Genomic DNA, 19,334 nt, shown 5'->3' with positions numbered 1-19,334 from the left:
GCGGCGGACCGGAGATCGGCGACCGGCGCTCACACCGGCCCGTCGTCCTCGCCCAGCGCCCGGCCGAGGTTGCCCTCCAGCCGTTCGAGCACCTGCCGCACGGCGACCCGCTCGTCGTCGTCGAGGCCGCGCACCGTCATCTCCTCCAGCCCGCGCCAGGTCAGCTCGACCTCGCGGCGCAGGGCCTGGCCGGCCCGGCCTCGGGCACGCGCACCTCCTCGCACCGCGCAGGGCCGCCGCCGTGCGCCGCGCACATCGTAGGCGCGACCGCACCTGACCGCGGTCGGCCGAGGGCGCTCTAAGCGTCCGCCGTGGACGATCGGATGGCGCGGCCAGCCCGCGTGGCCGGGGTCTCCGACTCACGTCGGGTGAGCACCAGGGGGCCGTCCTCGGTGATGGCCACCGTGTGCTCGGAGTGGGCCGCGCGCGAGCCGTCCGCCGACCGGATGGTCCAGCCGTCGGCGTCGTAGACGATCCGGTCGGTCGTGCGGGCGAACCAGGGTTCGAGGGCGAGGGTCAGCCCCGGCCGGAGCCGGGGGCCGCGCCCCGGCTTGCCCTTGTTGGGCACGTGGAGGTCCTCGTGCATGGTGCGGCCGATGCCGTGGCCGCCGAACTCGGTGTTGACCGGGTAGCCGTGATCGCGGGCCACCGCCCAGATGGCCGCCGAGATGTCACCCAGGCGGTTGCCCGGACGCGCCGCGTCGATCGCCGCCTCCAGCGCTTCCTCGGTGGCGCGGATGACCCGCAGGTCCTCCTCGGCCGCGGTGCCGACCACGATCGTGCGCGCCGAGTCGGCCGCCCAGCCGTCGATGCTGACCGCGAGGTCGGCGCTGAGCACGTCGCCGTCGCGCAGCACGTAGTCGTGGGGCAGGCCGTGCAGGACGGCGTCGTTGACCGACAGGCAGATGACGTTGCGGAAGGGGCCCTTGCCGAAGGACGGGGCGTAGTCCCAGTAGCACGACTCGGCCCCGCGCTCCGCGATCATGCCGCGCGCGTGGTGCTCCAGGTCGAGCAGGTTGACGCCCACGTCGGCGAGTCGGCCGACCTCGGAGAGCACCTCGGCGACGAACCGCCCGGTCACGTGCATGCGCTCGATCTCCGCAGGCGTCTTCAGCTCGATCACGATTACCTCGCGTCACGGTGGTCGGTATAGTTATACCGGACGCTAGCACTTGCCGGTATAGTAATACCAGTCGTATCCTGGGGGCATGGTCCGCCAACCGCTCACGCCCGAGCAGGTCGAAGCAGGCAGGCGCCTGGGTGCCCGGCTGCGCCGGGCGCGGGCCGGACGCGACCTGGCGGAGGTCGCCCACGCGGCGGGCGTCTCGCCGGAGACCCTGCGCAAGATCGAGACCGGGCGGCTGCCCTCCCCCGGCTTCGGCACCATCGTCTGCCTCGGCGAGGCGCTCGGCCTGCCGGTGCAGGAGCTGGCCGCCGCCTGGCGGGGCGACGACCTGCCGCTGGGAGCCGTCTCGTAGCCGTCCCCGTGGACACCTGCTCGCCGAACCGCGCGGGCTACGCCGCGTGGAGCCCGGCGCGCAGCTCCGCCAGGGGCGACAGGGGGCACCGCAGCCCATCCGCGCCCACGACGAGGGCGAACCGCTCGATGACGGCCGCGCCGCCGCGCTCCAGGGCGACTTCGACCCCGGTCTCGTCCTGCTCGATGCCGACCGGCGGGCGCGCGCTCGTTCCACGATCACCGGCTCCCAGCCGACCTGGCGCAGCCGGATGGCGGCGGCCAGACCGCTGATGCCGAGACCGACGACGAGGCAACGCTTCAACGAGGAAGGCGTAATCCCCCTTCGGGCGGACGGGCGCGGCCTGCACGCAACCGCTACGGGACGTAGACGATGCGGTCGTCGGTCCGCGCGTCCCACGTCTCGGCGATCCGGGCGAGGGGCACGGGCCGCGACCGCACCTCGATCTCGCCGCTGTGCACCGCGACGGCCAGTTCCGGCAGCTCCTCGAGGAGGTCGCGGGGCGAGAGCGACCCGATGCCGCTGCCGCAGAGCTGGAGCCGGGAGGCGCGCAGCAGCGCGGAGTCGACGGGAGCGGTCTGCCCGGCCACCGACCCGATCTGGATCCAGTCCAGCGGGGCTCGGCGGTCCCGCCGGGTGGTGATCATCGCGGCCATCGCCAGCGCGGCGGGCTCTCCCCACACGTAGTCGATGACGACGTCGACGTCGGCGGCGCGGTCGGCCTGGTCGAAGGTCACCGTCTCGTCCGCGCCCAGGTCGGTCAGCGGGGCGAGCCGGGCGGCGTCGCGCCCGGCGGCGATCACGCGCTCGGCGCCGAACCGCTTGGCGATCTGCACCGCCATGCGCCCGGAGCTGCCGGTGGCGCCGAGCACGAGGACGCTCTGGCCCTTCTGGAACGCGATGCGGCGGCGCAGCGCGACCCAGGACGACATGGCCGGGTTCATCGCGGCAGCGATGCGCACCGGGTCGACGTCGTCCGGCAGCACCACGCTGCGCCTGGGGTCGATCACCGTCCGCTCGGCGAAGGTGCCCGCGGCGCCTTCCACGACCGCGTACCTGAGGTTGCCCTGCTGGTCGCGCACGACGCCGTCGACACCGGGCACGAGCGGGAACGTGCCGGTGCTGCTGTAGTGCTGCCCGGTCGCCCGCGCCTTGACCAGCCGGTGCAGACCGGCCGCGAGGACCTCCACGACCATCTCCCCCTCGCCGCCCACGACCGGGTCGGGGTGCTCGCCGTAGTGGGGCGGGGTGTCGAAGCTGGTGACGATTGCGGCGTGCACGGATCACTCCTCAAATCGGTTTGTACTACCAACTATATCCAGGATGGTTGGTAGTACAAACCATGTCAAGTAGGATCACGGCATGAAACCTGACGACGCGCTCGAGGACGCCCTCGTCCGGGTGTCCTTCCGGGTGATGGCCGTGCTCACCCGCATCGGCTCGGAGCACGACCTGTCGCTGACGCAGCTGCGGCTGCTCGGCCTGCTGCGCGACCGCAGGCCGCGCATGACCGACCTCGCGGCCTTCCTGGGCCTGGACAAGTCCACGATGTCCGGTCTGGTCGAACGCGCCGAGCGGCGCGGCCTGGTGGCACGGGGCAAGTCCCCGGAGGACCGCCGGGTGGTCGACGTGACCATCACCCCGGCGGGGCGTGAGCTCGCCGAACGGCTGCAGGAGGAGGTCAACGCGACCCTCGCGCCCTTCACCGACCGCCTGGAGCCTGCCGACCGCCACCTGCTCACCCACCTGCTCGACACCATCGCGGGCAACTCGGGGCACAGCGACGAGGAGAGGTGGCTCAACGCGCCGTGAGCCCGGTGCGAGTGCGCTTCCCAGCCCCACCGGACCGCCGCGGCACAGCGGATCGGGAGCAACGACAGCACCAGGCCACTGACCTCTGCCCGCTCGCCACCGCCTCAACCACGCTCGATTGTCCACTGTGGCCGGTCGACGTGCCGCTGCGCGGGCAGTGGGCGAGCGAGCACTGCGACGATGCGGACGCCCCGACCGCGAACACGATGGTCCGCCGCGGGTTTCACCGCGCGTGCCGCGACCTGGCAGGCGGATTCTCACCAGGTTCCTACCGTCCTCAGTGCCGATTCCGGTGCTGTGCGGTGAAAACCTCGGCGAGAATCACCGGCGACGGTCGAAACGGGGGGAAGGAACTGGATGACCCGCACCGTGCTGATCGCCGATGACGACCGCGCGATCCGCGAGTCGCTCGTCCGCGCGCTGGAGCTGGAGGGCTACTCCGTGGTCGAGGTCGACGACGGGGTGAAGGCGGTGACCCGAGCGCGCGGGCAGCGGTTCGACGTCCTCGTCCTGGACGTGTTGATGCCGGGGCTCGACGGGCTCGGCGTCGTCCGGCTCCTGCGGGCGGAGGGCGACCAGGTGCCGGTGCTGATGCTCACCGCGATGGTCGAGACCTCCGACCGGGTCGCCGGTCTGGACGCGGGCGCCGACGACTACCTGCCCAAGCCCTTCGAGCTCGACGAGCTCCTCGCCCGGCTGCGCGCGCTGCTGCGCAGGGCCGAGCCGTCGGCGGACACCGGTGACCGCGCCCTGTCGGTGGGCGCGCTGCGGCTGGACCCGGCCAGTCGCCGCGCGTGGTGGGCGGCGACCGAGCTGAACCTGACCAAGACCGAATTCGACCTGCTGGAGCTGCTCATGCGCAACGAGGGCGTGGTGCTCGACCACTCGACGGTCTACGAGCGGATCTGGGGCTTCGACTTCGGCGGGGACTCCAAGAACCTGGCCGTCTACGTCGGATACCTGCGGCGCAAGCTGGCCGCGGCGGGAGCCTCGTCGGTGATCCACACGGTGCGCGGCGTCGGCTACGCGGTGCGGTGCCCGTGAACCTCGCGACCCGATTCGCCCTCGCCTTCGCCCTCGTCGCCGCGCTCGTCGCGGCGGTGGTCGGCGTGCTCGGCTTCCGCTCCGCGGTCGAGCGCGTCAGCGGCGAGGTGGAGCGCGGCCTGCGCACGGCCGCCGCCGCGGTCATCGACGGGCACCACGCGGTGCTGCACCACCCGGTCACCAACGCCACCGACGGCGAGGGCGGGAAGGAGCCGCTGCCGCTGACCGCGCAGCGCGTGGCAGCCGACGGCACCACCACGCCGCTCGGCGGACGAGCCGTGACCTTCCCGGTCAGCGCCGCCGACCGGGCGCTCGCCGCCGGAGCCGACCGCGGCGCGACGCGCATGGCGGAGGTGATCGTGCGGTACGACACCTACCGGGTGCTGACCACGTCCCTGGGGGACGGCGGCGGCGCGGTGCAGGTCGGCATCGACATCAACCAGTCCCGGCGGGTGATGAGCGGGTTGGCCAAGGAGATCGCCGTGCTGGCCCTGCTCGTGGCCGCGGTCGCCGCCTGCCTGGGCTGGGTGCTGGCCCGCCGGATCACCCGGCGGCTGGTGCGGCTGACCGCGACCGCCGAGGAGGTCAGCGCCACCGGCTTGGGCGCGGGCGGGGTTCCGGTGCGGGGGCGGGACGAGGTGGCCCGGCTGTCGTCGTCGTTCAACACCATGCTGCGCAGGCTGGCGGACGCGCGGGAAGCGCAGGAGCGGCTGATCCAGGACATCGCGCACGAACTGCGCACGCCCCTCACCAGCCTGCGCACCAACGCCAGCGTGCTGCGCCGCCTCGACCGGCTCGGGCCGGACTCGCGCGCGCGGCTGCTCGCCGACGTGGAGGGCGAGACCAGGGAGCTGTCCCACCTGGTCGACGAGCTGATCGCGCTGGCGCTGGCCAGGGGGGTCGACGAGGAGGACAGCGACGTCGCCCTCGCCGAGGTCGTCCGCGGCGCGGCCACGCGGGCGCGCCGCCGCACCGAGCGCGAGATCGACGTCGACTCCGACCGGACGCGGGTGCGGGGGCAGCGGCTCGCGCTGGAGCGCGCCGTGGGCAACCTGCTGGAGAACGCGGCGAAGTTCGACACCGGGGGCACCGGCGCCATCACCGTCAAGGTCCGCGCGGGCACGATCGCCGTGTCCGACCGCGGCCCCGGCCTGGACGCCGGGGACCTCGACCGGATCTTCGACCGCTTCTACCGCGCGGACACCTCGCGATCGCTGCCCGGCTCCGGTCTGGGCCTGGCCATCGTGGCGGGTATCGCCGAAGCCCACGACGGGACGACCTTCGCCAGGAACCGGGCGGGCGGCGGGGCGACGATCGGCTTCACCATCGGCGCCCGCAGGCTCCTGCCCGCCCCCGACGCCGCGAGCAGTCCCGCCCCCGGTTAGACCCGGACCGCGCCGACCTGCTCGCGGATGGCCACGTCGATGTCGGTGGCGGTCAGGCCGAAGGTGCGGGCCGTCTCGGTCGCGTCCAGGTGGAACGGGGCGTACCACTGGTAGTCCATCTCGGCCATCTCGCGGGCCATCGGCACGAGCACCCCGGCCGCGCGCATGGCGAAGCGCGGCAGCTGGACGAGCTTGATCGGGGGTTTGCCCGCCGCGGCGGCGTAGCGCCGGGCGAGTTCGCGGATGGTGATGGCGGGCGGGGACGGCACGTGCCAGGCCCGCCCCCACGCCCGCTCGTCCAGGGCGAGCGTGACCAGCGCCCTGGCCATGTCGCTGTTGCAGGTGAAGGTGTGCGGCACGTCCAGGTTCCCCGGGATGAAGGCGGCGCGGCCCTTCTCCATGGCCGGACCGAGGACCAGGGAGTAGAGGCTGACCGCGTCCTTGCCGACGTAGTCGGCGCCCCGGACCTCGACGGTGCGGATGCCAGCGGCAAGCGCTTGCTCCCACAGGCGCTTGCGCAGGCGGCCCTTGCGCCCGGTGGCGGCCATCGGGGTGCGCTCGTCCATCCGCCCCCCTGGCTGCTCGCCGTAGGCGTACAGGCCCGCGGTGAGGACCAGGACCGCGTCGTTGGCCTTCGCCGCGGCGATCAGCGCCGTCTGCAGTGGCGGCAGCTCGCGCTCCCACGAGGTGTACGAGGGCGGGTTCGCGCAGTGGTAGATCGCCTTGGCGCCGCGGGACAGCTCGATCGCGCGGGTCGCGTCGGACGCGTTCGCGGCGACGCGCTCGACCAGGGGGTGCTCGGGGCCCGAGCCGCGGCGCGTGACGATCCGGACGCTCTCGCCGCGCTCGGCCAGCAGCCGCGCGACGTTCGTGCCGATGGACCCGGCCCCGATGATGACGTGTTGAGCCATGGCTGGCTTTCCTCCGGGATGACCGCTCCTCGCCGGGAGCGGCGACCGCGTGGGCGGCATCGCGGGCGAGCGCGACGCCGCTGAGCGGTGGTTCGGTTGACGTGGGCTGGTTCCGGGCGCGGTCAGTCGTCCACACCGGAGCCCTGGTAGGCGGGCACGCCTGCCAGCAGCTCGGCCACCCTGGGGTTGTGCGCGTTGCGGCGCCGGTGCAGCTGCTGGATCTTCGCGTTCAGCTCGGGGTCGTCGTCGTCGCTGACGTCGAAGATGTGGAGCTCCTCGGCCAGGTCCAGCCCGATGCTGTCGGTGTGGTAGGTCGTCGGGTGCGTCAGGTACTCGAAGAGCCCGTCCAGGTCCTCCACGACGAACACCGCGCTGTACTGGAAGTCGCCGCCGTGGTCGCGGCCCACGACGAAGGACTTGACCGCGGGGATCGAGCGGCCCTGGGCGCGCCACCCCTCCAGCGCCGCCTCGATCTGCTCCGGCGTCGCGCTCGCCTTCACCTTGGCCCGGTTGATGTGGTAGATCACTGCCCGCCTCGTTTCTAACGACGTTAGATCTTCTAACGTCGTTAACCTAACGGCGGCGCGGCGACGCTGTCAAGGAAGGGGCGACTACTGTCCTGGGAAACCAGCGAAGCGGAGTGACGGGACATGCCCAGCAGCACACGACGCGCCCGCGAACGGGCGCGGACCCGCGACCGGATCGTCGAGGTCGCGCTGCACGTCCTCGAAACCGAGGGCGCCGCCGCGTTGACGATCCGGCGCATCGCGGCCGAGGTGGAGTACACCGCACCGGTGGTCTACCAGCACTTCGCCAACAAGGACGCGCTCGTGCTGGAGCTGATCGCGCACGGCTACGACCTGATGCTGGCCCAGGCCAGGCGCATCGCCGACGAGGAACCCGACGTCGACCGGCGCGTGCTGCGCGTGGCCCGCGAGTACGTGCGGTTCGCGGGCGAGCACCCCTCCCTCTACCAGGCCATGAACGACAGCGCGGTCGACGCGGACGCGCGCAGGCGCGCCGCGCAGCCGACCGTCGACCTCCTGCTGGAGCTGCTCACCACCTGGTCGGACGCGCACGGCGTGGTGCTGGCCGACCACGCCGACGCCTGCGAGATCGTGTGGGGAACGCTGTACGGCATAGCCTCGCTCGGCCACTTCGACACCATCGGCGGCCAACGCGCGCAGCGGCTCGCCGAGCAGGCGCTCGGCGCGATCCTCCTCGGCTGGCGCGGCCAGGGCGGCGGATGAGCCCCGGCGGCCCTCAGACGAGCCGGTGGTCGTCGTTGACGGGACGGCGGGAGGCCCGCCTGCGGTCGGCGACCTGCCGCCACTGGTCGCCGTAGACGAGACCGATCATGTCCTCCTCCGCCATGACGTCGTGCGGGAAGCCGAGCTCGGGAGCGCTGATCTCGTCGAGCGCGCGCAGGACCTCGTCGTCGAGGGCGACCTCGAGCGCGCCGAGGTTGGCGGCCAACTGCTGCTCGCTGGTGGCGCCCAGCAGCGGGATGACGGTGCCGGGCCGTGCGCGCAGCCACGCGAGCGCGACCTGGGCGGGGGTCCAGCCACCGGCCTCGGCGACGGCGACGACCTCGCGCACCACGTGGTCGCCGCGCTCACCGCTGAAGTCCCAGCCGCCGCGGGTGAGGCGGCCCTGCGCGCCGTCGAGGTACTTGCCGGTCAGCCGTCCCTCGGCGAGCGGGCCCCAGGCGACGACGGCGAGGTCGTGGGCCTGCGCCATGGGCGTCAGCTCGGACTCGACCGAGCGGGCCAGCAGGTTGTAGCGCAGCTGGACGCCGACGAACGGCGACCAGCCGCGCAGCTCCGCGAGGGTGTTCGCCTGCGCGATCTCCCACGCCGACCAGTCCGAGACCCCGACGTGCAGCACCTTGCCCGCCCGGACCTGGTCGTCCAGCGCGCGCATCAGCTCCGGCAGCGGGGTGAGGGTGTCGCGGGCGTGCACCCAGAGGACGTCGACGTAGTCGGTTTCCAGACGGCGCAGGCTGGCCTCCAGCGAGGTGACCAGGTTCTTGCGGTGGTTGCCCGCCGTGTTCAGGTCGCCGGGCGCGGTCTGCGCGGTGTACTTCGTCGCGAGCACGAAGCGGTCGCGACGACCCCGCAGGGCGCGGCCGATGATCGACTCCGAAGTGCCGCCGGTGTAGACGTTCGCGGTGTCGATGAAGTTCCCGCCCGCGTCGGCGTAGAGGTCCAGCATCCTGCTGCTGGTCTCGGCGGGCGCACCCCACCCCCAGTCCTCGCCGAAGGTCATGGAGCCGAGCGCGAACTCGGAGACGCGGATGCCGGAGCGGCCCAGAAGCGTGTAGCGCATGGATGTCCCTCGTGTTAGTGCCGATCGGGAAGGCGTGGCGAGAGCTCGCCCGCAGCCCCCACGCTGCCCCGCCGCGCGGGCGGCGACCAGGCCGGCGACTTCCCGGGTGCGGCGCACCCAGGAACCCGGCGCGGTGGCGAAGTAGCCTCGGGGGCGTGGACGACGAGGGGTTGGGAGCGTTCCTGCGGGCACGCCGGGCGGCGGCCCGGCCGCATCCGGCGGCTCTCACGGGATCGGGGTACCGGCGGGTGTCCGGGCTGCGGCGCGAGGAGGTCGCGGTGCTCGCCGGCCTCAGCGCCGACTACTACACCCGGCTGGAGCAGGGTCGCGAGCGGCACCCGTCCGAGCAGGTGCTGGACGCGCTGGCCCGCGCCCTCGACCTGGACGCCGACGCGCGGGCGCACGCCTACCGCCTGGCCAACCGCACCGCACCGGGCACCCCGGCCGCCAGTGGCGGGCGGATCGGCCCCGAACTGCCCGCGCTGCTGGAGATGTGGCTGACGACGCCCGCCTACGTGATCAACCGCACCTTGGACGTCGTCGCCGAGAACGAACTCGGGCGGGCGCTGCACTCGGGCTTCGCCGAGACCGGCAACCTGGCCAGGATGACCTTCCTCGACCCCGCCGGACGCGACTTCTACGCGGACTGGGAGGTAATGGCGCACTCCGCCACCGGACACCTGCGGCTGGCGCAGGGCCACGACCCCCGCGAGCCGAGGCTGCTCGAACTGCTCGACGAGCTCACCACCGGCAGCACGGCGTTCCGCGACCTCTGGCAGCGGCACGACGTGCGCGGCAAGACCAGGGAGTCCAAGCGGTTCCGGCACCCCGACGTCGGCCTGCTGACGCTGGACTACCAGACCTTCGACGTGCGCGGCTCCTCCGGCCTGCTGCTGGTCGTGTACCACGCCCCGGCGGACAGCCCCAGCGCGGACGCCCTGGGCCTGCTCGGCTCGCTGGCCGCCAGCCGCGACCGACGGGGCGAGTCCTCCGCTGTCCCGCGGGAACGCTGATCCCGTAAGAACTCGGTAACCGGCAATCCCGCCGCGCACGACCGGCCGTCCGGTTGGATGTCGGGGGGAACAACGGGTTGTCGGGAGGACGGAATGAACTGGACCCGGCGCGGGCGGGCGAGGTCCTGGGTGATCGGGGTCCTGGCGGTCGGCCTCGTCGTGCTGGCCGCGGGGATGTACTGGTTCCAGCCGTGGAAGCTCTGGGTGGACGAGGCGGTGCACGAGGACCTGGCCCTGCCGAGCCGGACCCAGCAGGCGGAGGACCAGCTCCCGTCCGACGCGCCGAGCTCGGCGGTGTCGCCGACGCCGTCCGAGCCCCGGACGCTGGCGACCGGCGCGCTGATCAGCCACGAGCACGAGACCAGCGGCACCGTGCGGATCGTGCGGCTGCCCGACGGGGCGCTGGTGCTGCGCTTGGAGGACATCAGCACCAGCAACGGGCCCGACCTCCACGTCTGGGTCACCGACGCACCGGTCAAGCCGGGCAAGGACGGCTGGGGCGTGTTCGACGACGGCGCCTACGTGAGCGCGGGGAAGCTCAAGGGCAACAAGGGCAGCCAGAACTACGAACTGCCCGCCGATCTCGACCTCGACCGCTACTCCAGCGTGACCATCTGGTGCGACCGCTTCGACGTCTCCTTCGGTGCCGCGGAACTGGCCAAGAACGCCGCGTGATCCCTTCCGCCGGGACGCCCGCCACCAGCGCTGCCCGTCGCGTCGAGACCGGAAAAATGTACCGAAGAGTACAGTTGACGGTGTGACCACCCCCAAGGGCGCCGCCACCCGTCTGCGCATCGTGGAGGCCGCCGCGGCCGAGATCCGCGAACGCGGCACGATCGCCACCACCCTCGACGACGTGTGCAGGCGCAGCGGCACCGGCAAGAGCCAGCTGTTCCACTACTTCCCCCAGGGCCGGGAGCAGCTGCTGCTCGCGGTCACCGAGTTCGAGGCCGAGCGGGTGTTCCAGGACCAGGAGCCGTACTTGCACGAGCTCGACTCGCGCACGGCGTGGGAGGCGTGGCGCGACGCCATCGTCGAGACCTGCCGCGACCAGGGGCCGCACTGCCCGCTGGGCGTGCTGATCGCCGACGTGGGCCGGTACAGCCCGGCCGCCCAGGCCGTCACGACGCAGCTGATCCGGCGGTGGCAGGCGGCTGTGCGGGCGGGCATCGAGGCCACGCGGGCGGCGGGCGGGATCGGCCCGGACCTCGACGCCGACCGCACGGCCGCGGCCGTGATCACCGCCATCCAGGGCGGCGTCAGCGTGCTGCTCTCCACCGGTTCCGCGACGCACCTGGAGGTCGCGCTGGACCTCTGCCTGGACCACCTGTTCGCCGCGAACGCGCGGCCGGTGGGCTGACCCGGTCCCCGGCGCGTGATCGCGCGGGAACTTTCCACCCCGCGCGTCCGACTCTCTGACGAGGAGGCGCATCGGCGTCATCCCGGTCGCGGAGGTGCCAGCACGATGATCCAGGTGGAGGCGACGATCGAGAGCGCCCGGCGCGGGCCGGGGCTGCGGGCGGACTTGCGAACAGCCGTGCTCGACGCCACGGCCGCGCTGCTGATCACGGCGGCGATCTTCGCGTGGCTCTACGCGCGAGTGCGGTCCGGGACTTCGGCGACCCTCGCGGTGATGCCGTACCTCGCCGACGCCGACACCTACCTGATGTACTGGCTGTGCCAGGCGTTCGGCTGGACGGCGCTGCTGTGGGCGTGGCTGACGACCGTGCTGGGGCTGGTCCGCTCCAGCGCCCGACCGGCGTGGTCGCGCCTGTCACCGGTCGCCGTCGAGCGGTGGCACCGCGCCACCAGCCTGACCACGATCGGGCTGATGTTCGCCCACGCCTTCTGGTTCTTCGCCGAACTGGTGCGCTCCAACGAGCACGGCCTGGACTGGGCGGGCCGGTTCGGCACCGCGTTCGTCGAGGTGTTCGTGCCCGGCGGGTACCAGTCGGGCACCGGCCGGGTCGCGATCCTGCTCGGGCTGCTGGCGTTCTACCTCGCCATCCCGCTGGGGCTGGCCTACTACCTGCGCGCCCGCACCGGCGCTCGGGTGTGGCGGGCGCTGCACCGGTTCGTGATCGCCGTCTACGTCCTCAGCGTCTGGCACACCCTGCTGTACGGCACGAACGTCTGGTTCGACGGCTGGCCCCGCACCACCCTGTGGGTCCTGCAGCTGCCGGTCGCCGCGCTGCTGCTGGCCCGGCTGCTCGCCCCGGCGCGCCCCGCCGAGCGGCTCGGGCGGACCAGGGGCGTGCTGGTGACCGGCAGGCGGGCGGTGGCGCTGCTGGCGGTCGTCGGCGCGATCGGCGCGCTGGTCGCCGTGGTGGTCAGCGGCCGGGACGGCGGACGCACCCCCGGCGCGCACCACAGCGCGGGTCTGTCGGTGCTGCCGTGGATGGTGTGGCTCGGGTTCGCGGTCTTCACCGTGGCGGTGGTCGTGGCGGTCGCCCTGGTCCGGCGCGCCGAGCGGGGTTCGCCGGTCCGCTGACGCGCCTCAGGCCCGCGCCCTGATCCTGGTCGCGGCGCGGCGCAGCAGGGCGGAGCGACCGCGGTTGGGCACCGTCCACAGGTCGTGGCCGTGCAGGCCCCAGTGGCCGAGCAGGCTGTTGGCGGCGAGGAAACCGGTGGTGGCGGCGCGCTCCATCAACGCGACGGGCAGGTCCACCCTGGCCAGGTCGCCCGCGACCACCAGGGTCGGGTCGGGGGTGGCGACGGTGGGGCGGGTGGTGAACGAGCCGGGGGCGAACAGGGGGCAGTCGGCGGACAGGACGTGCTCCTCCTGGCGCACCCGCGCGCCGGACAGCTCCGGGTAGACCGCCTCCAGCTCGCGCACCAGGGTGGCCACCACCTCGTCCTGGTCGCAGTCCTCGTCCAGGGCGTAGGCGTGCAGCTCCACGACGGAGCCGCCGGTGCGGTCGCGGTAGGCGCGCGCCTGGTCCTCGAAGTGGTCGAGCACGCTGACGTTGTCCAGCCGCCCGAAGCCGCTGGTGCCCAGGAACGGGGCGCGGTCGGGCCGGGCGGGGCGGTCCAGCCACAGCCTGCTCACCAGGAACGGCGGGGTGGTGCGCAGGCCCGCCACTCGCGCGCGCCACTGCGGGGTGGCCAGTTCCGGTGAGGCCTCGACCAGGGCGCGCAGGCCGTTGACGTCCACCGCGAGCACGACCGCGTCCACGTCCTCCGCGCCGCCCGCCACCACCCGGTAGCCCTCGGCGCGGCGGGTCACCCGCTCGACCGCGCTGCCGGTGCGCACCTCCACGCCCAGCGCCGCCAGGTGCTCGCGCATCGGCTCCCAGATCGCCGCCGGGTACGGGTCGCGCGGCACGTCGAACAGCAGGCCCTCGCTGGAGCCCAGGAAGTAGATGTGGAACATGGTCACCAGCTCGGCGGCCGACAGCTTCGACGGGTGGGCGAAGAAGCTGCGCGAGAACACCTCGAACGCCAGGTGCCGGGCCGCGTCGGGGAAGCGGATGCCGCGCAGGAACCCGTCCGCGTCCACGTCGTCGAGCTCGGCGTAGGTGCGCGGCAGCGACACGTCGAACAGCGCGGTGGCCGCGCGGGTGTCCATCCGCGCCAGGTCCCGCAGCGTGAACGTCTCGCTGCGCAGCACGAACCCGGCCACGTTCCACGGCGGGGTCAGCGGCAGCCGCGCGAAGCTCTCCCGCGTGCCGTTGGCGTGCAGCAGCGGGTAGTCGGCCACCGGCCGCAGCCGGGCCAGGTCCGGGTCGGCGCGGCGCAGCAGGGCCCGCAGGTTGTAGTACTGCCGGAAGAAGGCGTGGAAGCCGCGCGTCATCGTCTCCCCGGTGCGGGTGGTCCACCCGCGCACCCGGCCGCCCAGCTCGTCGTGCCGCTCGTGCAGCACCACCCGCACGCCGCGCTCGGCCAGCGCGACCGCCGCGGCCACCCCGGCGATGCCGCCGCCGACGACGGCGACGCGCGGCTCGCGCCCGCTCTCGGCGCGGGCCCGGCCGGGGCGTCCTGGCAGCAGGCGCGCGCGGCGGTCGCGACCCGACGGCGGGCCCTGCCTGCCGGTGAGCAGGAACAGGGGCAGGCCGGGGGTGGTGGTCATGTCAGCGATCCTGGCACCGCCGCACCGCCCTCGCCCGGTGGAGCGCGACCCGCTCATCCGGTCCGATCGGGTGAGCGCCGCTAGGGTTGCGTGACATGTCGACGCGCCAGGTCCTCCGCGTTCCCACCCGCGCGGTCCCGGCCGCCGCCTGGGTCCTCGCGCTCGGCGTGGTGCTCACCCAGATCGTCTACTCGATGACCGACCCCGCCGACCGGATCTTCACCACGGTGCTCTCGGTCGCGCTGTTCTGCGCGGCCTCGGTGCTCGACGCGGCCCGCCGCGCGGGCGCTCGCGCGGCCGGGCTGCTGGTCCTGGTCGCCGGTGGCGGCGGGCTGCTGGCCGAGGCGGTGGGCGTGCGCACCGGGTTCCCGTTCGGCGAGTACGCCTACACCGACGCGCTGGGCGCGCAACTGCTGGGCGTGCCGGTGGTGGTGCCGATGGCGTGGATCATGATGGCCTGGCCGTCGGTGCTGGTGGGACGGGCGCTGGGGAACCGGCTGCCGGGCGGGGGCCGGGCGGTGGTCCCGGTCGCGACGTGGGCGCTGGCGTCGTGGGACGTGTTCCTGGACCCGCAGATGGTCGACGCGGGCCACTGGACGTGGGCGCACCCGACGCCCGCGCTGCCCGGCGTGGCGGGCGTCCCGCTGACCAACTTCGCGGGCTGGCTGCTGGTCGCCGCGCTGATCACCGGCGCGCTGCACGCGCTGCTGGACCACGACCCCGGCGTGGACCCGCGTCGCGGCCCCGCGCCCGCGCTGTACCTGTGGACCTACGGCTCGTCGGTGTGGGCGCACGCGGCGTTCTTCGACCGGCCCGGCTCGTCGCTGGTCGGCGGGCTGCTGATGGGCGCGGTCGCGGTGCCGTTCGCGGTCGCGCTGTGGCGGGCGCACCGGTGAGGCGGCTGCTGGGGGCGCTGGTCGCGGGCGGGTCGGCGACCGCCGCGCTGGGCACGGCGCACGCGCTGGTCAACGCCCGGCTGGTGCGCACGCCACCCGCCGACCCGCCGCCGTGCGCGGAACCGGTGTCGGTGCTGGTGCCCGCCAGGAACGAGGCGCACCGCGTCACGCCGACGCTGCGGTCGCTGCTGGCGCAGCGGGGCGTGCCCGACCTGGAGGTGCTGGTCTGCGACGACGGGTCGACCGACGGCACCGCCGACGTGGTGCGCGCCGTGGCGGCGGGTGACCCGAGGGTGCGGCTGATCACCGGCTCCCCTCCCCCGGACGGCCTGCCCGGCAAACCCGGCGCGTGCGCGCGGCTGGCCGCCGAGGCGCGCGGGCGGGTGCTGGTGTGCGTGGACGCGGACGTGGTGCTGGAGCCGCACGCGGTGGCGGCCACCGTCCACCTGCTGCGGTCGGCGGGGTTGGACGCGGTGTCGCCGTTCCCGCGCCAGCTGGCCGACGACGCGGCGACGCGCCTGGTGCAGCCGCTGCTGCAGTGGTCGTGGCTGGTGTTCCTGCCGCTGCGGCTGGCCGAGCGGTCCCCGCGCGAGTCGCTGAGCGCGGCCAACGGCCAGTTCTTCGCCGTGGACGCGGACGCCCTGCGGCGCTGCGGCGGGTTCGAGGCGGTGGCCGACGCCGTGCTGGACGACATCGCGCTCATGCGGGCGGTGAAGCGGTCCGGTGGGCGCGGGGCGGTGGCCGACGGGTCGGGCGTGGCGCGGTGCCGCATGTACCGGGGGTGGGCGGAGGTCGCGGCGGGCTACGAGAAGTCGCTGTGGGCGGCCACCGGCAGCCCGCTGAACGCGGTGCTGCTCGCCGTCCTGCTGGGGTGGGTGTTCGTGCTGCCGCCGGTGGCCGCGCTGACCGGGTCGCGGGTGGGGCTGCTGGGGTACGCGGCGGCGGTGCTGGGGCGCGCGGTGACGGCTCGGCGCACCGGTGGCCGGGCGTGGCCGGACGCGCTGGCGCACCCGGTGTCGGTCGGCGTGCTGCTGCGCCTGCTGGCGCGCTCGTGGCGGGCCCGCCGCGCGGGGACGCTGACCTGGAAGGGCCGACCGCTGCACGGGAGCCGCTGATGGCGCGGGTCGTCGTGGTCGGCGCGGGCATGGGCGGGCTGGCCGCCGCCGCGCGCCTGGCCGCCACCGGGCACCGGGTGACCGTGCTGGAGCAGTCCGGCACGTACGGCGGCAAGCTCGGCGAGCTGCGGCGCGACGGGTTCGCGTTCGACACCGGGCCGTCGCTGCTGACCCTGCCGCGGGTCTACCGCGACCTGTTCGCCGAGACCGGCGGCGACTTGGACGCGGCGGTCGAAGTCGTGCCGGTGGAGCCCACCTGCCACTACCGGTTCGCCGACGGGTCCGAAGTGGACCTCCCGCACGACCCGGCCGCCGTGCCCGGCGCGCTGGAGGCGGCCTTCGGCGCGGGCGCCGGGCGGGAGTGGGCGGAGCTGATGGCCGACGCCGCCCGGCTGTGGGAGCTGGTGGGCGAGTCCGTGCTGCAGCGCCCGCTCAACGGGGTGGGCGACCTGGTGCGGCGCTCGGCGAGCGTGCGCGACCTGTGGGCGCTGGCGCCGTGGCGGACCCTGCGCGCGGTGGGCAGGCGGCTGTCCGACCCGCGCGCCCGGATGCTGCTGGACCGCTACGCCACCTACAGCGGCTCGGACCCGCGCCGCCTGCCCGGCCTGATGACCGTCGTGCCCTACGTCGAGCAGCGCTACGGCGGCTGGTACGTGCGCGGCGGCCTGCGCAGGCTCGGCGACGCGCTGTTCGCGCACTGCCGGGGGCTCGGGGTGCGCTTCGAGTTCGGGGCCCGCGTCACGGCGGTGCGCGCGGCGGGCGGTGGGGTGACCCTGGAGGGCGGCGCGGTGGTGCCCGCCGACGTCGTGGTCTCCGACGCGGACGCGCGGCACCTCTACGGCCACCTGCTCACCGACCGCCGGGCCCGCGCCCCCCGCCGCGCGCTGGCCCGCGCGGTGCCGTCCCTGTCCGGGTTCGTGCTGCTGCTGGCGCTGCGCGGGCGTTCGCCGCGCCCCTACCACCACCGCGTGCTGTTCCCCGCCGACTACGACGCCGAGTTCGACGCCCTGTTCGGCCCGGACCCGCGACCGGTGCCCGACCCGACGGTCTACGTGTGCTCCCCGGACGACCCGACCGTCGCCCCGGAGGGGCACGAGGCGTGGTTCGTGCTGGTCAACGCCCCGCGCCAGGGCCAGGTGGACTGGACCGCGCCCGGAGTCGCCGAGGGGTACGTCGACCGCGTGCTGGACGTGCTCGCCGAACGCGGGCACGACGTGCGCGACCGGCTGCTGTGGCGCGAGGTCCGCACTCCGGCCGATTGGGAGCGCGACACCGGATCGGTCGGCGGCGCGCTGTACGGCTCGTCGTCCAACGGGGCGCGCGCCGCGCTGCTGCGCCCGGCCAACCGCAGCCCCGTGCCCGGCCTCTACCTGGTCGGCGGCTCCGCCCACCCCGGCGGCGGGCTGCCGCTGGTGGCCATGTCCGCCAAGATCGCCGCCGACCTCATCGGCCCTGCGTGAGGTCCGGCGCGAGTTCCGGCGCGGCGCGGTCGCGCAGCTCCCGGCGCAGCGCGACGGCCAGGTGCGCGCCGCCCGCCACGGCCACCACCGCCCACAGCACCAGGCACACGGCCCCCCACGACCAGCCCGTCCACGGCGTGCCGCCGGTCCACAGCCCCGCACCCAGGCACGCCACCGCCGCGATCACCACGCGCGTCGGGCGCTCGGCCACGGTGATCGCCCCCGCGCCGGTCATCCCCGCGCCCTGGGCGCGGGCGCGGGCGTACTCGTGCAGGAACAGCGACCCGCCCACCGCGGCCGCGAGCCACCCCGGCCCGCCCAGCACCACCAGCAGCAGCACCAGGCACACGTCGCCGAGCCGGTCGGCCACCGCGTCCACCACCGCCCCCAGCGGGCGGGCGCGGCCGGTGCGCAGGGCCACCGCCCCGTCCACGCCGTCGAGCAGCCCCGACAGCACCACCAGCGCGCACGCGAGCAGCGCCCACCGCCCACCCGCCGCCGCCACGCCCACCGCGCCCGCGGCGATCACCACGCCCGCTGCCGACAGCGCGTCGGGCGGCACCCGCAGCAGCCCCTTCGCCAGCAGGTGGACGAGCCTGATCCACCCCACCGCCAGGCGGTTGCCGGACACGTCGTGCCCGTGCAGCCGTGACCAACCCCGCACCTCGTCCACCGCACCACCGTAGGTCGGCCGGTGTGCGCCCGCCGGTCGCGGGGTACACCCGACCATGCGAACGGTCCGTGCGGTGCTGCGGCACGCCCTGGCGGCACTGCGCGGACGCGACCTGGCGCTGTGGGCGGCCGGGATCACCTTCTTCGCGGCGCTGGCGGTGGTGCCGGTGCTGCTGCTGGCGCTGCGCGGGGCGGCGGTCCTCTTCGGACCGGACCTGGTCACCGATGGCGTGCGGCTGCTGAGCGGGGCACTGCCCGACGCGCAGGCGCCAGGGCCCGCGCTGCGCGCGCTGACCGACGCCGCGCTGGGCGCGTCGTGGCCGGTGCTGCTGTCCACCCTGCTGCCCGCCAGCCTCTACGGCGAGGGACTGCGCCGGGGCCTGCTGCAGATCGCGGGCGAGCCGTCCGGCGCGAAGACCGGCTGGCTGGGTCGGATCGGCTTCCTGCCGGTGCTGCTCGCCGCTCCCCTGCTGGTGGCCGCGCCGCTGGCGCTCGCGCCGTCGGTCGCCCCCGACTACCGGGCGGGCGGCTGGTCGGCGGTGTGGGGTGTCGTGGTGTCGTTCCACGTCGACTGGGTCGCGTTGTCGGTGGCGACCTGCCTGGTGTTCCTGGCCACCGGCCCCAGCCTGCTGCCCCGCGCGCTCGCCGTCGTCGGCGGGTTCTGCGCGGGCGCGGTGCTGACCGGGTTCCTGCACGGGTTCCTGCTGTTCCTGGCCATCCCGGTGGACTGGGCGTTCCCGTTCGCCGGTCTGGAGGTGGTGGGCGCGGTTGCCGCTCTGGGCCTGTGGCTGTACCTGCTGCACATCGTCCTGCTGCTGGCCTACCGGGTGCTGCTGAGCGCCCACGAGGTCCGCCGATCACCACCCCGGACCTGATCGCGCCGGACGGCACGACCTACCGCCTCCAGCACCAGCCGACGAGCAGTCAGCCGGACCCCGGTGGCACCTTCACCGTCGGCCTGCCCTACGAGACCCGCGACGGCACCTGGCGGCTGCGGGTGCACAACGTGGTCTGGGCGGGGCCGGGCTCCCTCGACCGGTGGAGCCTGACGCTGTAACCCGACCAGGGGGATCGCCGCCCGCTCAGCGCGGCGGCAATCCCCTCCCGGTGCGACGGCTCACCCGGACGCCGAGGCGATCATGGACGAGTAA

General features: G+C 74.4%; 22 protein-coding genes. 14 read left to right on the top strand and 8 right to left on the bottom strand.

The genetic code is table 11. The annotated features are described in order from the left end of the window. Positions 1 to 29 precede the first annotated feature (29 nt). Positions 30 to 224: a hypothetical protein gene (locus JOF41_RS05830; protein ID WP_209616753.1), complete on the bottom strand. Its 195-nt coding sequence runs from the start codon at positions 222 to 224 to the stop codon at positions 30 to 32. Between the two features lie 74 nt (positions 225 to 298). Next, positions 299 to 1,123: a type I methionyl aminopeptidase gene (gene map, locus JOF41_RS05825; RefSeq protein ID WP_209616750.1), complete on the bottom strand. Its 825-nt coding sequence runs from the start codon at positions 1,121 to 1,123 to the stop codon at positions 299 to 301. A gap of 85 nt (positions 1,124 to 1,208) precedes the next feature. Between map and JOF41_RS05820 the strand changes: the two genes are divergently transcribed. Beyond that, a complete protein-coding gene (locus tag JOF41_RS05820; protein ID WP_189225414.1) occupies positions 1,209 to 1,478 on the top strand; it encodes a helix-turn-helix domain-containing protein in 270 nt (89 codons plus the stop codon). Between the two features lie 356 nt (positions 1,479 to 1,834). Here JOF41_RS05820 and JOF41_RS38150 read toward each other — a convergent pair whose 3' ends face one another. Further along, positions 1,835 to 2,758, bottom strand: coding sequence for a quinone oxidoreductase family protein (locus tag JOF41_RS38150; RefSeq protein ID WP_209616736.1), 924 nt, complete (start codon positions 2,756 to 2,758; stop codon positions 1,835 to 1,837). Between the two features lie 82 nt (positions 2,759 to 2,840). On the opposite strand from JOF41_RS38150, the gene JOF41_RS05810 reads away from it, so the two are divergent. The 3 genes from JOF41_RS05810 (at position 2,841) to JOF41_RS05800 (ending at position 5,719) form a co-directional block, all read left to right on the top strand. Then, complete coding sequence (locus JOF41_RS05810; RefSeq protein ID WP_189225412.1) at positions 2,841 to 3,290, top strand: MarR family winged helix-turn-helix transcriptional regulator; 450 nt, start codon at positions 2,841 to 2,843, stop codon at positions 3,288 to 3,290. Positions 3,291 to 3,647: 357 nt separating this feature from the next. Next, on the top strand, positions 3,648 to 4,334 hold the full coding sequence (locus JOF41_RS05805; RefSeq protein ID WP_189225411.1) for a response regulator transcription factor: 687 nt from the start codon (positions 3,648 to 3,650) through the stop codon (positions 4,332 to 4,334). Beyond that, positions 4,331 to 5,719 (top strand): sensor histidine kinase, encoded by a 1,389-nt coding sequence (locus JOF41_RS05800; RefSeq protein WP_209616733.1) that lies wholly within the window; start codon positions 4,331 to 4,333, stop codon positions 5,717 to 5,719. Before JOF41_RS05805 ends, JOF41_RS05800 begins: the two co-directional genes overlap by 4 nt. On the opposite strand, the gene JOF41_RS05795 is transcribed toward JOF41_RS05800, so the two are convergent. Together JOF41_RS05795 and JOF41_RS05790 are read right to left on the bottom strand one after the other, a co-directional pair. Beyond that, on the bottom strand, positions 5,716 to 6,630 hold the full coding sequence (locus JOF41_RS05795; RefSeq protein ID WP_209616730.1) for an NAD-dependent epimerase/dehydratase family protein: 915 nt from the start codon (positions 6,628 to 6,630) through the stop codon (positions 5,716 to 5,718). The two genes, JOF41_RS05800 and JOF41_RS05795, sit on opposite strands and share 4 nt — an antisense overlap. 122 nt (positions 6,631 to 6,752) lie before the next feature. Continuing rightward, complete coding sequence (locus JOF41_RS05790; protein WP_189225408.1) at positions 6,753 to 7,157, bottom strand: Dabb family protein; 405 nt, start codon at positions 7,155 to 7,157, stop codon at positions 6,753 to 6,755. 123 nt (positions 7,158 to 7,280) lie between these two features. On the opposite strand from JOF41_RS05790, the gene JOF41_RS05785 reads away from it, so the two are divergent. Next, positions 7,281 to 7,880: a TetR/AcrR family transcriptional regulator gene (locus JOF41_RS05785; protein ID WP_189225407.1), complete on the top strand. Its 600-nt coding sequence runs from the start codon at positions 7,281 to 7,283 to the stop codon at positions 7,878 to 7,880. Between the two features lie 13 nt (positions 7,881 to 7,893). Here the strand turns inward: JOF41_RS05785 and JOF41_RS05780 are convergent, their stop codons facing one another. Further along, positions 7,894 to 8,958 (bottom strand): aldo/keto reductase, encoded by a 1,065-nt coding sequence (locus JOF41_RS05780; protein WP_209616727.1) that lies wholly within the window; start codon positions 8,956 to 8,958, stop codon positions 7,894 to 7,896. 155 nt (positions 8,959 to 9,113) lie between these two features. Here JOF41_RS05780 and JOF41_RS05775 point away from each other — a divergent pair, with 155 nt between their 5' ends. The 4 genes from JOF41_RS05775 (at position 9,114) to JOF41_RS05760 (ending at position 12,462) form a co-directional block, all read left to right on the top strand. Beyond that, positions 9,114 to 9,971 carry a helix-turn-helix transcriptional regulator gene (locus JOF41_RS05775; protein ID WP_209616711.1) on the top strand — a complete coding sequence of 286 codons (858 nt, stop codon included), beginning with the start codon at positions 9,114 to 9,116 and terminating at the stop codon, positions 9,969 to 9,971. Between the two features lie 93 nt (positions 9,972 to 10,064). Then, on the top strand, positions 10,065 to 10,646 hold the full coding sequence (locus JOF41_RS05770; RefSeq protein WP_189225404.1) for a DM13 domain-containing protein: 582 nt from the start codon (positions 10,065 to 10,067) through the stop codon (positions 10,644 to 10,646). Positions 10,647 to 10,728: 82 nt separating this feature from the next. Next, a complete protein-coding gene (locus JOF41_RS05765; RefSeq protein WP_189225403.1) occupies positions 10,729 to 11,331 on the top strand; it encodes a TetR/AcrR family transcriptional regulator in 603 nt (200 codons plus the stop codon). A gap of 105 nt (positions 11,332 to 11,436) precedes the next feature. After that, positions 11,437 to 12,462 (top strand): ferric reductase-like transmembrane domain-containing protein, encoded by a 1,026-nt coding sequence (locus JOF41_RS05760; RefSeq protein WP_189225402.1) that lies wholly within the window; start codon positions 11,437 to 11,439, stop codon positions 12,460 to 12,462. A gap of 6 nt (positions 12,463 to 12,468) precedes the next feature. On the opposite strand, the gene JOF41_RS05755 is transcribed toward JOF41_RS05760, so the two are convergent. Next, on the bottom strand, positions 12,469 to 14,040 hold the full coding sequence (locus JOF41_RS05755) for an FAD-dependent oxidoreductase (RefSeq protein WP_209616707.1): 1,572 nt from the start codon (positions 14,038 to 14,040) through the stop codon (positions 12,469 to 12,471). Between the two features lie 95 nt (positions 14,041 to 14,135). On the opposite strand from JOF41_RS05755, the gene JOF41_RS05750 reads away from it, so the two are divergent. From JOF41_RS05750 to JOF41_RS05740, 3 genes are read left to right on the top strand one after another with little or no spacing between them, the layout of a single operon-like run. After that, positions 14,136 to 14,936, top strand: coding sequence for a carotenoid biosynthesis protein (locus JOF41_RS05750; protein WP_209616704.1), 801 nt, complete (start codon positions 14,136 to 14,138; stop codon positions 14,934 to 14,936). After that, the gene (locus JOF41_RS05745) at positions 14,933 to 16,051 is read left to right on the top strand and encodes a glycosyltransferase family 2 protein (RefSeq protein ID WP_209616702.1); all 1,119 of its coding nucleotides are present in this window, start codon (positions 14,933 to 14,935) and stop codon (positions 16,049 to 16,051) included. Before JOF41_RS05750 ends, JOF41_RS05745 begins: the two co-directional genes overlap by 4 nt. Then, on the top strand, positions 16,051 to 17,511 hold the full coding sequence (locus tag JOF41_RS05740) for a phytoene desaturase family protein (RefSeq protein ID WP_209616699.1): 1,461 nt from the start codon (positions 16,051 to 16,053) through the stop codon (positions 17,509 to 17,511). The genes JOF41_RS05745 and JOF41_RS05740 overlap by 1 nt, the downstream gene beginning before the upstream one ends. Here the strand turns inward: JOF41_RS05740 and JOF41_RS05735 are convergent. Next, a complete protein-coding gene (locus JOF41_RS05735; protein ID WP_307867251.1) occupies positions 17,495 to 18,184 on the bottom strand; it encodes a CDP-alcohol phosphatidyltransferase family protein in 690 nt (229 codons plus the stop codon). The genes JOF41_RS05740 and JOF41_RS05735 overlap by 17 nt on opposite strands. A gap of 55 nt (positions 18,185 to 18,239) precedes the next feature. Between JOF41_RS05735 and JOF41_RS05730 the strand changes: the two genes are divergently transcribed. Both JOF41_RS05730 and JOF41_RS38565 read left to right on the top strand, forming a co-directional pair. Next, positions 18,240 to 19,058, top strand: a complete 819-nt coding sequence (locus tag JOF41_RS05730) for a YhjD/YihY/BrkB family envelope integrity protein (protein WP_209616696.1) — start codon at positions 18,240 to 18,242, stop codon at positions 19,056 to 19,058. After that, on the top strand, positions 18,968 to 19,240 hold the full coding sequence (locus JOF41_RS38565; RefSeq protein ID WP_209616693.1) for a proprotein convertase P-domain-containing protein: 273 nt from the start codon (positions 18,968 to 18,970) through the stop codon (positions 19,238 to 19,240). The genes JOF41_RS05730 and JOF41_RS38565 overlap by 91 nt, the downstream gene beginning before the upstream one ends. Positions 19,241 to 19,334: the final 94 nt, after the last annotated feature.

It is taken from the genome of Saccharothrix coeruleofusca, assembly GCF_017876325.1.
GTDB classification, from domain to species: domain Bacteria; phylum Actinomycetota; class Actinomycetes; order Mycobacteriales; family Pseudonocardiaceae; genus Actinosynnema; species Actinosynnema coeruleofuscum.
Note: the sequence above shows the minus strand (reverse complement) of the source record. Positions and strands in the feature narration are given on the sequence as shown.

Bases quoted from the DNA above. Each gene is read 5' to 3' on its own strand.
- JOF41_RS05785 (WP_189225407.1), top strand. From the start codon at position 7,281: ATGCCCAGCAGCACACGACGCGCCCGCGAACGGGCGCGGACCCGCGAC.
- JOF41_RS05750 (WP_209616704.1), top strand. From the start codon at position 14,136: ATGTCGACGCGCCAGGTCCTCCGCGTTCCCACCCGCGCGGTCCCGGCC.
- JOF41_RS05810 (WP_189225412.1), top strand. From the start codon at position 2,841: ATGAAACCTGACGACGCGCTCGAGGACGCCCTCGTCCGGGTGTCCTTC.
- JOF41_RS05795 (WP_209616730.1), bottom strand. From the start codon at position 6,630: ATGGCTCAACACGTCATCATCGGGGCCGGGTCCATCGGCACGAACGTC.
- JOF41_RS05805 (WP_189225411.1), top strand. From the start codon at position 3,648: ATGACCCGCACCGTGCTGATCGCCGATGACGACCGCGCGATCCGCGAG.
- JOF41_RS05730 (WP_209616696.1), top strand. From the start codon at position 18,240: ATGCGAACGGTCCGTGCGGTGCTGCGGCACGCCCTGGCGGCACTGCGC.
- JOF41_RS05780 (WP_209616727.1), bottom strand. From the start codon at position 8,958: ATGCGCTACACGCTTCTGGGCCGCTCCGGCATCCGCGTCTCCGAGTTC.
- JOF41_RS05740 (WP_209616699.1), top strand. From the start codon at position 16,051: ATGGCGCGGGTCGTCGTGGTCGGCGCGGGCATGGGCGGGCTGGCCGCC.
- JOF41_RS05760 (WP_189225402.1), top strand. From the start codon at position 11,437: ATGATCCAGGTGGAGGCGACGATCGAGAGCGCCCGGCGCGGGCCGGGG.
- JOF41_RS05755 (WP_209616707.1), bottom strand. From the start codon at position 14,040: ATGACCACCACCCCCGGCCTGCCCCTGTTCCTGCTCACCGGCAGGCAG.
- JOF41_RS05820 (WP_189225414.1), top strand. From the start codon at position 1,209: ATGGTCCGCCAACCGCTCACGCCCGAGCAGGTCGAAGCAGGCAGGCGC.
- JOF41_RS05770 (WP_189225404.1), top strand. From the start codon at position 10,065: ATGAACTGGACCCGGCGCGGGCGGGCGAGGTCCTGGGTGATCGGGGTC.